Below are 15,747 nucleotides of genomic sequence, written 5' to 3' on the forward strand. Positions count from 1 at the left end.
CGGACTCCCCCGCCGGGCCCGGTACGCAGTTCACGCCGTCCGGCCGGTCACGGTTCAGCGGCCGTGGGGGCCGCGATCCCGCATCCCGACGTCGGACCGGGCGGCGGCCTTCTTGATCGTCGCGGCCTCGCGCCGGTCGATGACTCCCTCCTTCTTCAGTGCCTTGACGACCTTTCCGACGTGGGAGACGAACGCGCCGTGGTTCTTCCACGGCCGGTGGTCCTCGATCAGCTCGTTGATCGTGCAGCCCTTGGCCGTGACACGGTTCGGGACACCGGTGTCCACCAGACCGGTGAAGACGGTGGTCCGGCCGTCCTTCTCGGGGCAGCCGGCCGGCGGCCTGCCGTCGACCACCGTGACGGACAGCCACTGCGGCACGGACGTGTTGCCGGCCTTGTCGCTCGCCCGGTAGAGGACGGCGTGGCTTCCCGACCGGGTGATCCTCACCGGACCGTCGTACGTCAGATAGGGACCGCCGTCGAGCGAGTACTCGATCCCGGCGACCCCCGACTCCGTGTCCGTCGCGGTCACCGTGAGCGTGGCGCTGCCGACGTACGCTCCGGCGTCGTTCCTCGTCCCGGAGACGGTCGCCGACACGTCCGGCGCGGTCTCGTCCGCGGACGGGGCGGTCACCACGGTGAACGTCACCGACTGGGCGGGGGAGGTGTTTCCGGCCCGGTCGGTGGCCCGGAACCCGAGGGTGTGCTTCCCGGCGGCGGCGACGGCGACGGGCGCGGTGTACGGCTGGTAGTCGGCGCCGTCGAGCGCGTACTCGATGGTGCCCACGCCCGATTCGGTGTCCGAGGCCGTCACGGTCACGGTCGCGGTGTCGATGTACTCACCGGCGTCGTTCTTCGTTCCGGTGACCGTGGCGGAGGTGTCGGGTGCGGTGGTGTCCTCGGGGGGTGCGGTCGTGGCGACCGTGAAGGCGACCGTCTTCGCGGGCGCGGCGTTGCCCGCCTTGTCGGTGGCCCGGTAGGCGAGGGTGTGTTCACCGGCCGTGGTCACGGTGACCGGCGCGGTGTACGGCTGGTAGTCGGCGCCGTCCAGTGCGTACTCGACGGTGTCCACGCCCGATTCGGTGTCCGTGGCGAACACGGTGACCGTCGCGGTGTCGATGTACTCACCGGCGTCGTTCTTCGTCCCGGCGACCTCGGCCGAGGTCTCGGGCGCGGTGCCGTCCTCCGGCGTGGCGGCCGCGACGGTGAAGGTGACCGTCTTCGCGGTCGCGGTGTTGCCCGCCTTGTCGGTGGCCCGGTAGGCGAGGGTGTGCTCACCGGTCGCGGTCACCGCGATGGGGTCGGTGTACGCGGTGTAGGCGGCGCCGTCGAGTGCGTATTCGACGGTGTCCACGCCCGAGTCGGTGTCCGTGGCGGTGACGGTGACGGTCGCGGTGCCGACGTACTCACCGGCGCTGTTCTTCGTTCCGGTGACGGCCGCCGAGGTCTCGGGTGCGGTGGTGTCCTCGGGAGGATCGGTCGCGGCGACGGTGAAGGTGACCGTCTTCACCGCGGCGGTGTTGCCCGCCTTGTCGGTGGCCCGGTAGGCGAGGGTGTGTTCACCGGTCGCGGTCACCGCGACGGGGTCGGTGTACGCGGTGTAGGCGGCGCCGTCGAGTGCGTATTCGACGGTGTCCACGCCCGAGTCGGTGTCCGTGGCGGTGACGGCGACGGTCGCGGTGCCGACGTACTCACCGGCGCTGTTCTTCGTTCCGGTGACGGCCGCCGAGGTCTCGGGCGCGGTGCTGTCCCCGCCCGGTGCGGCCGTGACGACCAGCTCCCCGACCATCATCTGGTGGCCCGGCATGGCGCAGAAGTACCGGTAGACGCCCGGCGTCAGCGTGACCTCCGCCGTGTGCCTGCCTCCCTCCGAGTCGAAGGGGCTCGCCAGGATGTTGAGGCTGACATCGTTGTTGTAGTCGCCGTTGGCCGTGTCGAACGTCAGGGTGTGCGTCAGCCCCGTCGTGTTGCCGGTGGCGGCGCTGCTCTCGAACACGATGGTCGCCTTGCCCGCGACCGCCGTGGCGGGCGCCGACGTGTACTTCGTGTAGTCGTCGCCGGCCGTCCAGGTGAGCACCTGGTCCTCCGCCGGAGCCGCCGCGGCCGCCTGAGCCGGACGGTCGGCAGCGGCGTAGGCGGCCGGCACGGCCAGGGAGAACACGGTGAACACCACGGCCATCAGTGCCATCAGCACCGGATGCTCGCCGAACCGGACACGTGGCGCGGATCTTGAGGGGGGCGGATCCGTCTGGTCATGGAGCAGTCTTCTGGACACTGCTGCACCTTTCGGGAATTCGCTGGTGCGGCACCGCATGGGACTCACGGCCCCGCCTGCTGGACGATCAGTCGCCGTGATGAGCGCGTTCCGAGACATGTGCGTATGAGTGCTCACCGGACCGGTCACCCCGGCCGTAACGGGGGTGCGCGCAGCCTCCTTCAACGTGGCAACGTCGGGAAAGTAGCGGCTCTTTTGACTATTCGCCAAGACCTATGACGAGAATCCAACCAACTTTGACCTGAGTCTGGAAAAACTGGAGCCGTGCCCGCTACGGTGTCCAGCGTTCCGAGGTGACCCCCTCCACCCAGTCGGTTCCGTCCGGCCCCCGCCGGCCGAGCCGAGTCAGCGAGCTCACGTCAGGTCCTGGCCGAGTCCGACCGCCCCTGCCGAAGTCCGGCGCGGAGACCGTCCCGCCCCCCGTTCGGGGGCCGCACGCCAGGCGCACCACGCGTACCGCCGTGACAGGAGAGCCGCTGTCGCGGCGGCTCAGACCACGACCACGAAACGACCGCGTGCACCTGCGCGTTTCGAGGATTGGAGAGCGATGTTCGACTCAGACGCAGGTACGGGACGCCACTTCTCCCGACGGGCGTTCGCCACCGGCGCCGCGGCCGCCGCGGTCGTGCCCACGGTGCTGGGCGCCACCGCGGCCGTACCGAAGGGCAACGCCGCCGAGAACAACGGCAAGGGGAACGGCAAGGGCGGCGTGCGCAAGCTGACGCTGTACATGGAGAACCTGCCGAACGGGGAGATGGGCTACGGCCTGGAGCCCGGGAAGGCGTCGATCCCCGGACCGCTGATCGAGATGACCGAGGGCGACACGGTGAAGATCGAAGTCGTCAACAACCTGGACGTCGCCGCGAGTCTGCATGTGCACGGTGTGGACTACGACGTGGCGAGCGACGGCACCCTGATGAATGACAGCGTTGTCGAACCGGGCGGCCGCCGGACCTACATCTGGCGCACCCACGCCCCGGGGCGCAGCGCGGACGGCACCTGGGAGACCGGCAGCGCCGGCTACTGGCACTACCACGACCACAACGTGGGCACCGAGCACGGCACCGGCGGCCTCAAGAAGGGGCTGTACGGGCCCGTCGTCGTCCGCCGCAAGGGCGACGTCATCCCCGACAGACAGTTCACCGTCGTGTTCAACGACATGACGATCAACAACAGGGCCCACCACGACGTCCCGACGCTCAAGGCGGTCGTCGGCGAGCGGGTGGAGTTCATCGTCATCACCCACGGAGAGTTCTTCCACACCTTCCATGTGCACGGGCACCGCTGGGTGGACAACCGCACCGGCATCATGCAGGGCCGCCAGGACGAGACCCGGGTCATCGACACCAAGACCGTCGGCCCCGGGGACTCCTTCGGATTCCAGGTGGTGGCGGGTGCCCGGGTCGGCGCGGGCAACTGGATGTACCACTGCCATGTCCAGAGCCACGCGGACATGGGCATGGTCGGGATCTTCCAGGTCGCCGACGCCGACGGCAACGTCCCCGGCGGCACCGGCGGGATGGGGGACATGGCGGGGATGGACCACCACTGATCCCTCGCACCACCTGTGGCACCCCGGCGGGCGCCCTTCCTCGGCCCCGCCCCCGAATCCACGCCCGCCGGGACCGGCCGACGGCCCGACGGGCGTGCACGGACCTGCCGTCGGTCGGTCCCCCTGCCCGCCAGGACCGGAGGCGCGCCCGCGCCTCCCGCTCCGGCATCCGTCCTCCCGGGCATCGTGAACGCCTGCCGAACGCCGTCCCGCCCGCTGCACGCACCGGTCGGGGCCCGGCGGCAGCCCATCCCTGAACGCTCTTCCGGTTCCGGATCGAGTCAAGGAGTAAGCATGGGCAAGAGAGACCGCTTCACAGGGTCGAGGCGGAGCGGAGCCCCGCCCGCGTACGGCGGGCGTGTCTCCGGGCGCGCCCGCCCCTGGCGCCGCGCGGTCGTCATGGTGTCCAGTGCCGCGCTGGCCCTCGGGCTGTCGACGCTGCCGGCCGCATCCGCCCCGAAGCAGCCGGCCGATGCCGCCGGAGGGAAGCAGAGCGCCGCCGCCAAGGCCCCGGTGAGCGTCCTGGTCTTCCACGGTCCCGCCGCCGAGCAGGACGACCCGGTCAAGAAGGCCGTGGCGGCGATCGGGAAACTCGGTGACCAGAACGGGTTCAAGGTCGTGGAGACCGAGGACCCGCACGTGTTCAGCGCCGCCTACCTCGCTCCGTACCGGGCGGTGGTGTTCCTCTCGGCCGACGGTGTGACGCTCAGCGCCGAGCAGGAGGCCGCGTTCAAGGCGTACATCAGCGGCGGCGGCGGCTTCGTCGGCGTGCACGACGCGGCACGGGCCCAGCCGGACTCCTCCTGGTTCACCGGGCTGATCGGCAGCCGCCCGGCCCTGGGGCTGCCCGATGCCGAGAAGGTCGTCGAGAGCGATGCCAGCGGGGACAATCCGCCGAACGAGTCGAAGGACAAGCTGTTCGACGGGAAGAACACCACCAAGTGGCTGACGTTCGACTCGACCGGCTGGGTCACCGCGAAGCTGGACAAGCCCGTCACGGTCGTCAACTACGCATTGACCTCCGGCGACGACTACGTGGGGCGCGACCCCAAGGACTGGAAGCTCCAGGGCTCGGAGGACGGCAAGACCTGGAAGACGCTGGACACCCGGAGCGGCGAGACCTTCACCTCGCGCGGCCAGACGCGGCAGTTCCAGTTCACCAACAAGGACGCGTACCAGAACTACCGGCTGGAGATCACCGCCAACAGCGGTGAACCACTGATCCAGCTCGCCGAGCTGCGGCTCTTCACCGCCGACCCGACACCGCCGCAGGACTCCAAGGTCCAGAAGGCCGTCGTCGACGTGACGGACCGCCAGCACCCGGCCAACAAGGGGCTGCCCCTCAACTGGACCCGCTCCGACCAGTGGATCAACTGGGACCCCAACCCCATCGGCAAGGTCCACACGATCGCACAGGTCGAGGAGCACACCTACAAGCCCGGTCTCAGCGCCAACGGCGCCTTCCACCCGGTCTCGTGGTGCCGCGACTACGAGGGCGGCCGCTCCTTCTACACCGGCATGGGCCGTACGGAGGAGAGCTACACCGACGACGCGAAGTTCCGGAGCCATCTGCTCGGCGCCATCGAGTGGACCACCGGCATGGTGCGCGGCGACTGCCAGGCGACCATCGCGTCCAACTACACCACCGAGCGGCTGACCGCGCAGAACCAGGCCGGGCAGCTCGACCAGATCGGTGAGCCGCACGGACTGACCATGGCCCCCGACGGCAAGGCCTTCTACATCGGCAAGGCCGCCTGCCCCTCCGGCGCGATCGTCGACTGGAACGACCCCAAGGTCGGCCTCGGCTGCGGCACCATCCACCAGTGGGACCCCAAGACCAAGAAGGTCAAACTGCTCACCACGCTCGACGTGATGGGCAACCGGGGCAGCGGCGACGAACTCGTCAAGAACGAGGAAGGCCTCATCGGCATCACCCTCGACCCGGCGTTCGAGAAGAACGGGTGGATGTACATCTTCTGGATGCCGCACGACTCGATCGACCGCGACAAGCGGATCGGCCAGCGCACGGTCTCCCGGCTCACCTACGACTTCGCCTCCGACTCCATCGACCAGGGCACGCGCAAGGACCTGCTGCACTGGGACACCCAGATCCACAGCTGCTGCCACGCGGGCGGCGGCATGGCCTTCGACAAGGACGGCAACCTCTACATCGGCTCCGGTGACAACAACTCCTCGGGCGGCTCCGGCGGCTACTCCGGGAACAACTGGACCGAGGACTACAAGGGCGTCTCCTTCCAGGACGCCCGCCGCACCTCCGGCAACACGAACAACCTGAACGGGAAGATCCTGCGGATCCACCCCGAGCCGGACGGCACCTACACCATCCCCAAGGGCAACCTCTTCCCGCCGGGCACGGACAAGACCCGTCCCGAGATCTACGTCATGGGCGTCCGCAACATCGCCCGGCTCGCCATCGACCCGGAGCACAACTGGCTCACCGCCGGCTGGGTCGGCCCGGACGCGGGCGCGCCCGACCCGGAGCTGGGCCCGGCCAAGTACGAGACGGCCACCGTCATCACCTCCGCGGGCAACCAGGGCTGGCCCTACTGCATGGGCAACAAGCAGCCGTACCGCGACCGCAGCAACACCGACGCCAAGCAGCTCACCGGCTGGTACGACTGCGACCACCTCAAGAACGAGTCGCCCCGCAACACCGGTCTGACGGACATCCCGCCGGCCCGCGACAACATGATCTGGTACTCGCCCCAGGGCGGCGGCCCGGTCTACCCCGAGCGCTCCGACGGCAGCGGACTCCCGTCGTACGTGGAGAGCGAGGCGACCTACACCGAGCCGTACCTCAAGGGCGGCGGCCAGGCCGTGATGTCCGGTCCGACCTACCACCGCTCCCAGGTGGACACCGGCAGCGGCGTCGCCTGGCCGGCGTACTGGGAGGACAAGTGGTTCATCGGTGACGAGTCCAACGCCAACAACCGCGTCGCGGTGACGGTGGACCCGGACCGCGTCAAGGACGCCGGCGCGCCCGCCTTCGGCGAGGACCTGCGCTCCATCATCGCGCCCGGCGGCGGCGCCACCCAGCTGCAGAGCTGGATGGACGCCAAGTTCGGTCCCGACGGCGCGCTCTACATGCTCGACTACGCGGGCGGCTTCTTCAGCCTGCACCCCAACCAGAAGCTCATCCGCATCAGCTACAACGGCGGTCCCGCCACCCCGAACCCGCAGGCCGCCGGGGCACGCGTGGTGAAGCAGAGCAAGCCGAGGACGGTGGCGTTCTCGGACACCCGCGTCGGCGGTGTCGCCTGGACGTGGGACTTCGGCGACGGCAGCGCCCCCTCGCACGAGGCCGCACCGACGCACACCTACGCCGGCTACGGCACGTACCACGCGAAGCTGACGGTCACCTACGCCGACGGCGAGAAGGCGACCGCGACGATCGACGCGCGGACCGGCTGCGCCGCTCCGGACGCCCGCAAGACCGTCCGGCTGCTCGACACCGACACGGGTGTGGCCAACCGCGTCTCCCGGGGCGGCTGCACCGTCAACGACCTGATCGACGACGAGGCGTCCTGGCCCAACCACGGGGCGTTCGTCCGGCACGTCGAGAGCGTGATCAACGAGCTCCGCAGGCAGTACGTGCTGGGCGACAAGCAGGCATCGGCGATCCGCAAGGCCGCCGCGCGGAGCAAGATCGGCAAGGTCCCCGGATACCGTCCGCTCTTCGACGGGACGGCGGGCACCCTGGCCGACTGGCGGCAGGCGGGCCCGGGGAAGTTCTCCCTCCAGCCCGACGGCACCCTGCGCACCTCCGGCGGGATGGGGATGCTCTGGTACGCCGAGAGGCCGCTCGGGGACTTCTCCGTGAGACTCCAGTTCCGTGATGTGGCGCCCGGCACCGCCAACGCCAACACCGGGGTCTTCATCAGATTCCCCGATCCGCGGACCCCGCTGGCCGACCGGCCCGAGGGCAGCTGCGGAACGGTCGGCTCGGCCCGCACCGCCCAGGAGTGGCTCGCCGTCTACTGCGGACAGGAGATCCAGATCTACGACGGAGCCACGGGCGAGGCCCAGAAGACCGGTTCGGTCTACAACTTCAAGCCCGTGGGCCTGGACCAGGCGCGGGTGACCCCGAAGGGCCAGTGGAACGACTACGAGATCCGCGCGGTCGGCCAGCACTACACGATCATCCGCAACGGTGTGGTGATCAACGAGTTCGACAACACACCGGGCAAGGCCTCGTCCCGGGCGGGTGACCCGCCCACCGACCTGCGCCAGTTCCTCAGCGGATACATCGGACTGCAGAACCACAGCAACAACGACCTCGCCGAGTTCCGCAACATCAGGGTGCGGGACCTGTAGCACGGCGCCACGGCACGGAGGCGGGGGCCGCGGTCACGAGCCGCGGCCCCCGTCCGCGCGTCCCCGGCCGCCCGTCCCCGTCACGGGACGGGCACCTCCTGAGTATCCGTACGGATGGCGCCCGGCGATCATGCTCGGCAGTCTGGACACATGAACGCACACCGCACATCCGGCCGAACCGTCCCCTCGCCGCCCGCCCCGCGCCGGGTCGCCCTCGGCGTCCTGCTCGGCGGGGCGGCGGGGCTCGTCTGGGCCGGTGCCATGCTCTACACCCTGGCGTCCTGGATCCTCTGAGCCCCCCGCGCCCGACGGCTCAGCGGACCGCCGCCACCCGGAAGCGGATCCCCGCCCCGCGCAGCCGGTCGAGCAGCGCGTCGCCCATCGCCACCGCCGGAGTGACCTGGCCCGCGGTCTCCGGCAGATCGTCCAGCGCCAGACACAGCGCCGACTCGGCCAGCATCTTCGCCGTCTCCCCGTAGCCCGGGTCGCCGCCCGACACCTCGGTGAAGACCCGGCGCCCACCGCCCTCGCCCACGAAGCGGACCGTGAACCAGCTGCGCTCCCGACGCTCCGCGTCCGGTCCGTCGCCCGGCTCGTAGAAGTCCATCAGCCGGTCGCGCACGGCCGGCACCTGCGCCGCACCGAGCAGCAGGCCCATGGCGAGCGTGCCGCCGAGCGCCACCGGGAGGTGCTTGACCGAGGCGTAGTGCCGGTAGCGGAAGTCGGGGCCGTACCGGGGGAGCGCGCGGGCCGAGCGCTCCACGATCTGCGCGTCGATCGTCGGCAGCGGGAGCGCCCAGGTGCCGGTCTCGGTGCTGAAGCGGGGGCCGCCCAGCGGGGCGCGGACCCGGCGGGCGACCAGACGCGGCTCGTGCAGCCGGCGCTCCCGGGCGGCGCGCAGCGTCTGCGGCTGCCGGCTCATGATGCTGAGCGTGGAGGCGAAGGTGCCGCCGGAGAACGCGGCGTTGGAGCGGACGAAGCCGTCGATCGTCAGCGGAACGCCCTCGGGGAGCTGCCCGACCGTGAAGTACGCGCCCAGGTCGTGCGGGACGGAGTCGAAACCGCAGGCGTGCAGGATGCGGGCCCCGGTCTCGCGGGCGCGGGTGTCGTGCTCCAGGAAGACCTCGTCGGCGAACTCCGTCTCACCGGAGAGGTCCGTGTAGTCCGTACCGGCCTCGGCGCAGGCCGCGACCAGTTTCCTGCCGTACCAGACGTACGGCCCGACGGTCGTGGCGACCACATGGGTGGACTCGGCCAGCTCGCGCAGGGCGTCCTCGTCGTCCGCGTCCGCGTGCAGCAGCGGGAGGTCCGCGCAGCGCGGATCGGTGTCGGTCAGCCGGTTGCGCAACTGCTCCAGCTTGGCGCGGTTGCGTCCGGCGAGCGCCCAGCGGCACCCCTGGGGAGCGTGCGCCGCCAGATACTCGGCCGTGAGCTCGCCCACGAAGCCGGTGGCGCCGAAGAGGACTACGTCGTAGGGGCGTTCCGCCCCGTTCTGCCTGTTCATCAGTGCCTCCGCAGGGGGCCGGCGCCAAGGTCGCACGCAGAGGGTAGCCGAGGCGGCCGTGGCGTTGGGCGCCCGGGGAGGGCTCATGGGGCAGGATCCGGCGAAAGAGGTAGCCGGCGTGTTCCGAAAGGAGTGCCGTCCGCCCGGAGCGCGGGAGGGACTCCCGGACCGGGGCCTCCGGGCGTACGACGGACGTTTCCGGGAACGACCTAAGCGCTTGCTCGGTCCGGGGGGTTGTGCGGAGCCCGGCGCGTTCTTAGCATCATCGATGTTACATCGGTTGTGTCACACCGCTGGGGGCTCGATGGCAACGACAGGGAACGGCCCGGACGGCCCGCGCGGCCCCCTGGCCGGAGTACGCGTGGTCGAGCTGGCGGGCATCGGGCCCGGCCCGTTCGCCGCGATGCTCCTGGCCGATCTGGGCGCCGACGTGGTGCGCGTCGACCGGCCCGGCGGCGCCGGGATCGGCATCGACCCGGCCAAGGACCTCACCAACCGCAACAAGCGCTCCGTCCTCGTCGACCTCAAGGACCCGGACGGCCCCGCCACCGTGCTGGACCTCGTCGCACGCGCCGACATCCTCATCGAGGGCTACCGGCCCGGAGTCGCCGAACGCCTCGGCGTGGGCCCCGACGCCTGTCTGGCCCGCAATCCCCGCCTCGTCTACGGGCGGATGACCGGCTGGGGCCAGGACGGGCCGCTCGCCGACCGCGCCGGGCACGACATCGCCTACATCGCCCTCACCGGCACCCTCTCCATGATCGGCCGGCCCGACGAGCCGCCCACCGTCCCGGCCAACCTCGTCGGCGACTACGCCGGAGGCTCCCTCTATCTCGTCGTCGGCGTCCTGGCCGCCCTCCAGCACGCCCGGACGCCCGACGGCACCGGCCAGGTCGTGGACGCGGCGATCGTGGACGGAGCCGCCCACCTCGCCATGATGATCCACGGCATGCTCGCGGCCGGCGGCTGGCAGGACCGGCGCGGCTCCAATCTGCTCGACGGCGGCTGCCCCTTCTACGGCAGCTACGAGACCTCCGACGGCGGACACATGGCCGTCGGCCCGCTGGAGCAGCGGTTCTACGAGGAGTTCGTCACCCTCCTCGGCATCGCCGAGACCGCCCCCGACCGGGGCGACCTCGCCCGCTGGGACGAACTGCGCGCCGTGGTCGCCGCCCGGTTCCGCACCCGCACCCGCGCCGAGTGGACCGAGGTCTTCGAGGGCACCGACGCCTGCGTGGCCCCCGTGCTCTCGCTGCGCGAGGCCCCGCACCACCCGCACCTCGCGGCCCGCTCCACCTTCGTCGAGCACGGCGGGCTCACCCAGCCCGCGCCCGCGCCCCGTTTCTCGGCCACCCCCGCCGCGGTGCGCGGCGGCCCCGCGCTGCCGGGCGCCGACACCGAAGCCGTCGCCGCCGACTGGGCCGTGCCGGCCCTGCGGACCACCCGGAAGGACACGACCGACTGATGCAGCGGCAGATCTTCACCGAAGAGCACGAGGCGTTCCGCGCCACCGTCCGCACCTTCCTCACCAAGGAGGTCCTCCCGTACTACGAGCAGTGGGAGAAGGACGGGATCGTGTCGCGCGAGGCCTGGCTCGCCGCCGGCCGGCAGGGGCTGCTCGGCCTCGCCGTCCCCGAGGAGTACGGCGGCGGCGGGAACCCCGACTTCCGCTACAGCGCCGTCCTGGCCGAGGAGTTCACCCGGGCCGGTGCCCCCGGCCTCGCGCTCGGCCTGCACAACGACATCATCGGCCCCTACCTCACCGGCCTCGCCACCGAGGAGCAGAAGCGGCGCTGGCTCCCCGGCTTCTGCAGCGGCGAGACCATCACCGCCATCGCCATGACCGAACCCGGCGCGGGCTCCGACCTCCAGGGCATCCGCACCACCGCCGAGGACCGGGGCGACCACTGGCTGCTCAACGGCTCCAAGACCTTCATCTCCAACGGCATCCTCGCCGACCTCGTGATCGTCGTCGCCAAGACCACCGCCGAGGGCGGTGCCAAGGGCCTCTCGCTGATCGTCGTCGAACGCGGCGCCGAGGGCTTCGAGCGCGGCCGCAACCTCGACAAGATCGGCCAGAAGTCCCAGGACACCGCCGAACTCTTCTTCCACGACGTCCGCGTCCCCAAGGAGAACCTGCTCGGCGAACGCGACGGCGCCTTCATCCACCTGATGACCAACCTCGCCCAGGAGCGGATGGGCATAGCCGTCGCCGGCATCGCCGCCGCCGAACACCTCCTGGAGATCACCACCGCGTACGTCAAGGAGCGCGAGGCCTTCGGCCGGCCGCTCTCCAAGCTCCAGCACATCCGCTTCGAGATCGCCGAGATGGCCACCGAGTGCGCCGTCACCCGGGCCTTCCTCGACCGCTGCATCGCCGACCACTCCGACGGGACGCTCGACGCCGTCCACGCCTCCATGGCGAAGTGGTGGGCCACCGAACTCCAGAAGCGCGTCGCCGACCGCTGCCTCCAGCTCCACGGCGGCTACGGCTACATGGCGGAGTACCCCGTGGCCAGGGCGTTCACCGACGGCCGCATCCAGACCATCTACGGCGGCACGACCGAGATCATGAAGGAGATCATCGGCCGCTCGCTGCTCGCCTGACCCACCCTCTTCGCACCACACCCCCGAAAGGCTGCTGACTTGAGCACCGAAGCGTACGTCTACGACGCGATCCGCACCCCGCGCGGCCGCGGCAAGGCCAACGGGGCCCTGCACGGCACCAAGCCCATCGACCTCGTCGTCGGCCTGATCCACGAGATCCGCGCCCGCTTCCCCGGCCTCGACCCCGCCGCGATCGACGACATCGTCCTCGGCGTGGTCAGCCCGCTCGGCGACCAGGGCTCCGACATCGCCCGGATCGCCGCCATCGCGGCCGGTCTGCCGGACACCGTCGCCGGCGTCCAGGAGAACCGCTTCTGTGCCTCGGGCCTGGAGGCAGTCAACCTGGCCGCCGCCAAGGTGCGTTCGGGCTGGGAGGACCTGATCCTGGCGGGCGGCGTCGAGTCGATGTCCCGCGTGCCGATGGGCTCCGACGGCGGCGCCTGGGCCATGGACCCGATGACCAACTACGAGACCGGCTTCGCCCCGCAGGGCGTCGGCGCCGACCTCATCGCCACCATCGAGGGCTTCTCGCGCCGCGACGTCGACGAGTACGCCGCGCTCTCCCAGGAGCGGGCCGCCGAGGCGTGGAAGTACAACCGCTTCGCGCGTTCCGTCGTCCCCGTCAAGGACCGCAACGGCCTCGTCGTCCTCGACCACGACGAGCACATGCGCCCCGGCACCACCGCCGACTCCCTCGCCGCCCTCAAGCCGTCCTTCGCCGCCGTCGGCGAGATGGGCGGCTTCGACGCCGTGGCGCTCCAGAAGTACCACTGGGTCGAGAAGATCGACCACGTCCACCACGCGGGCAACTCCTCCGGCATCGTGGACGGCGCCGCCCTCGTCGCCATCGGCAACAAGGAGACCGGCGAGCGCTACGGCCTCACCCCCCGCGCCCGGATCGTCTCCGCCGCCGTCTCCGGCTCCGAGCCCACCATCATGCTCACCGGCCCCGCCCCCGCCACCCGCAAGGCCCTCGCCAAGGCCGGGCTGACCATCGACGACATCGACCTCGTCGAGATCAACGAGGCCTTCGCCGGTGTCGTGCTGCGCTTCGCCCGGGACATGGGCCTGCCCCTCGACAAGATCAACGTCAACGGCGGCGCCATCGCGCTCGGCCACCCCCTGGGCGCCACCGGCGCGATGATCCTCGGCACCCTCATCGACGAACTGGAGCGCCGCGACCAGCGCTACGGCCTCGCCACCCTCTGCGTGGGCGGCGGCATGGGCATCGCCACCGTCGTCGAGCGTCTCTGACCGTCCCCCTTCCTACGGAGAAGACACACCCATGACCGAGAGCACGACCATCCGCTGGGAACAGGACGAGACCGGCGTCGTCACCCTCGTACTGGACGATCCCGACCAGTCCGCCAACACCATGAACCAGGCCTTCAAGGACTCCATCGCGGCGATCGCCGACCGCGCCGAGGCCGAGAAGGACTCCATCCGGGGCATCGTCTACACCTCCGCGAAGAAGACCTTCTTCGCCGGCGGCGACCTCAAGGACATGATCCGGATCGGCCCTTCGAGCGCACAGCTCGCCTTCGACACCGGCACCGCCATCAAGAACTCGCTGCGCCGCATCGAGACCCTGGGCAAGCCGGTCGTCGCCGCCATCAACGGCGCGGCCCTCGGCGGCGGTTACGAGATCGCCCTGGCCGCGCACCACCGCATCGCCCTCGACGCCCCCGGCTCCCGCATCGGCCTGCCCGAGGTCACCCTCGGACTGCTCCCCGCGGGCGGCGGTGTCACCCGCACCGTACGCCTCATGGGCATTGCCGACGCGCTGCTCAAGGTCCTCCTCCAGGGCACCCAGTACACCCCGCGGCGCGCCCTGGAGAACGGTCTGGTCCACGAGGTGGCCGCCACGCCGGAGGAGATGCTGGCCAAGGCCCGCGCCTTCATCGACGAGCACCCCGAGTCCCAGCAGCCCTGGGACGTCAAGGGCTACCGGATCCCCGGCGGCACCCCGTCGAACCCCAAGTTCGCCGCCAACCTCCCGGCGTTCCCGTCCAACCTGAAGAAGCAGCTCAACGGCGCCCCGATGCCCGCCCCGCGCAATATCCTCGCGGCGGCCGTCGAGGGCTCCCAGGTCGACTTCGAGACCGCGCTGACCATCGAGGCCCGGTACTTCACCGAGCTGGTCACCGGCCAGGTCGCCAAGAACATGATCCAGGCCTTCTTCTTCGACCTCCAGGCCGTCAACTCCGGCGCCAGCCGCCCCAAGGACATCGAGGAGCGCCCGGTCCGCAAGGTCGCCGTCCTCGGCGCCGGGATGATGGGCGCCGGCATCGCGTACTCCTGCGCCAGGGCCGGGATCGAGGTCGTCCTCAAGGACGTCTCCGCCGAGGCCGCCGCCAAGGGCAAGGCGTACAGCGAGAAGCTGCTCGACAAGGCGCTGTCCCGGGGCCGTACGACCGAGGCCAAGCGCGACGAGCTGCTGGCCCGCATCACCCCGACCGGTGACGTGGCCGACCTCGCGGGCTGCGACGCGGTCATCGAGGCCGTCTTCGAGGACACCGCCCTCAAGCACAAGGTGTTCCAGGAGATCCAGGACGTCATCGAGCCCGACGCGCTGCTCTGCTCCAACACCTCGACCCTGCCGATCACCGTCCTCGCCGAGGGCGTCGAACGCCCCGCCGACTTCATCGGGCTGCACTTCTTCTCGCCGGTCGACAAGATGCCGCTCGTCGAGATCATCAAGGGCGAGAAGACCGGCGACGCGGCGCTGGCCCGCGCCTTCGACCTGGTCCGCCGGATCAAGAAGACCCCGATCGTCGTCAACGACTCGCGCGGCTTCTTCACCTCGCGCGTCATCGGGCAGTTCATCAACGAGGGCGTCGCCATGGTCGGCGAGGGCGTCGAGCCCGCCTCCGTCGAGCAGGCCGCCGCCCAGGCCGGCTACCCGGCGAAGGTGCTCTCCCTCATGGACGAGCTGACCCTCACCCTGCCCCGCAAGATCCGCAACGAGACCCGCAAGGCCGTCGAGGAGGCGGGCGGCACCTGGCCCGGCCACCCCGCCGACGCGGTGATCGACCGGATGGTCGACGAGTTCGAGCGCCCCGGCCGCAGCGGCGGCGCGGGCTTCTACGAGTACGACGAGAGCGGGAAGCGCTCCCGCCTCTGGCCCGGCCTGCGTGAGCACTTCACCCGGCCGGGGACGGACATTCCGTTCCTCGACATGCAGGAGCGGATGCTCTTCTCCGAGGCCCTGGACAGCGTCCGCTGCCTGGAGGAGGACGTCCTGATCACCGTCGCCGACGCCAACATCGGCTCCATCATGGGCATCGGCTTCCCGCCGTGGACCGGCGGCGTGCTCCAGTACATCAACGGCTACGAGGGCGGGCTGCCCGGCTTCGTCGCCCGCGCCCGGGAACTCGCCGAGCGCTACGGCGACCGCTTCCTGCCGCCCGCGCTGCTCGTGGAGAAGGCCGAGAAGGGCGAGACCTTCCACGACTGACGCCACCACGACGGGCCG

Annotated in this window: 8 protein-coding genes and 3 pseudogenes; 9 read left to right on the forward strand and 2 right to left on the reverse strand. The window is 70.8% G+C overall.

The genetic code is table 11. The annotated features are described in order from the left end of the window. Positions 1 to 54 precede the first annotated feature (54 nt). Entirely contained in the window at positions 55 to 2,193 is a 2,139-nt protein-coding gene (locus tag ACZ4FH_RS14790) for an OmpL47-type beta-barrel domain-containing protein (protein ID WP_467304921.1), read from the reverse strand. Between the two features lie 628 nt (positions 2,194 to 2,821). Here ACZ4FH_RS14790 and ACZ4FH_RS14795 point away from each other — a divergent pair. The 5 genes and pseudogenes from ACZ4FH_RS14795 to mmpA all read left to right on the forward strand — a co-directional run bounded on the left by ACZ4FH_RS14795 (position 2,822) and on the right by mmpA (position 8,455). Further along, the gene (locus ACZ4FH_RS14795; protein WP_467304845.1) at positions 2,822 to 3,826 is read left to right on the forward strand and encodes a multicopper oxidase domain-containing protein; all 1,005 of its coding nucleotides are present in this window, start codon (positions 2,822 to 2,824) and stop codon (positions 3,824 to 3,826) included. A gap of 399 nt (positions 3,827 to 4,225) precedes the next feature. Beyond that, positions 4,226 to 4,657 (forward strand): annotated as a pseudogene (locus ACZ4FH_RS14800) (ThuA domain-containing protein); the annotation flags it as partial. Positions 4,658 to 4,669: 12 nt separating this feature from the next. Continuing rightward, positions 4,670 to 7,018, forward strand: a pseudogene (locus ACZ4FH_RS14805) (ThuA domain-containing protein); the annotation flags it as partial. Between the two features lie 6 nt (positions 7,019 to 7,024). Next, positions 7,025 to 8,161: pseudogene (locus tag ACZ4FH_RS14810) on the forward strand (3-keto-alpha-glucoside-1,2-lyase-like domain-containing protein); the annotation flags it as partial. A 150-nt stretch (positions 8,162 to 8,311) separates the two neighbouring features. Continuing rightward, a complete protein-coding gene (mmpA, locus tag ACZ4FH_RS14815) occupies positions 8,312 to 8,455 on the forward strand; it encodes a morphogenic membrane protein MmpA (protein ID WP_467304846.1) in 144 nt (47 codons plus the stop codon). Positions 8,456 to 8,474: 19 nt separating this feature from the next. On the opposite strand, the gene ACZ4FH_RS14820 is transcribed toward mmpA, so the two are convergent. After that, positions 8,475 to 9,665, reverse strand: a complete 1,191-nt coding sequence (locus ACZ4FH_RS14820; protein ID WP_467304847.1) for a saccharopine dehydrogenase family protein — start codon at positions 9,663 to 9,665, stop codon at positions 8,475 to 8,477. A 304-nt stretch (positions 9,666 to 9,969) separates the two neighbouring features. Here ACZ4FH_RS14820 and ACZ4FH_RS14825 point away from each other — a divergent pair, with 304 nt between their 5' ends. Genes ACZ4FH_RS14825 through ACZ4FH_RS14840 form a run of 4 tightly spaced genes read left to right on the forward strand, consistent with a single transcriptional unit; the run spans position 9,970 to position 15,729 of the window. Then, entirely contained in the window at positions 9,970 to 11,130 is a 1,161-nt protein-coding gene (locus ACZ4FH_RS14825) for a CaiB/BaiF CoA transferase family protein (RefSeq protein ID WP_467304849.1), read from the forward strand. Beyond that, positions 11,130 to 12,272: an acyl-CoA dehydrogenase family protein gene (locus ACZ4FH_RS14830; RefSeq protein ID WP_467304850.1), complete on the forward strand. Its 1,143-nt coding sequence runs from the start codon at positions 11,130 to 11,132 to the stop codon at positions 12,270 to 12,272. Before ACZ4FH_RS14825 ends, ACZ4FH_RS14830 begins: the two co-directional genes overlap by 1 nt. Positions 12,273 to 12,311: 39 nt before the next feature. After that, positions 12,312 to 13,526 carry an acetyl-CoA C-acetyltransferase gene (locus ACZ4FH_RS14835; protein ID WP_467304852.1) on the forward strand — a complete coding sequence of 405 codons (1,215 nt, stop codon included), beginning with the start codon at positions 12,312 to 12,314 and terminating at the stop codon, positions 13,524 to 13,526. Positions 13,527 to 13,557: 31 nt separating this feature from the next. Continuing rightward, the gene (locus ACZ4FH_RS14840; RefSeq protein WP_467304853.1) at positions 13,558 to 15,729 is read left to right on the forward strand and encodes a 3-hydroxyacyl-CoA dehydrogenase NAD-binding domain-containing protein; all 2,172 of its coding nucleotides are present in this window, start codon (positions 13,558 to 13,560) and stop codon (positions 15,727 to 15,729) included. Positions 15,730 to 15,747 lie beyond the last annotated feature (18 nt).

It is taken from the genome of Streptomyces sp. NPDC024555 (assembly GCF_055559335.1).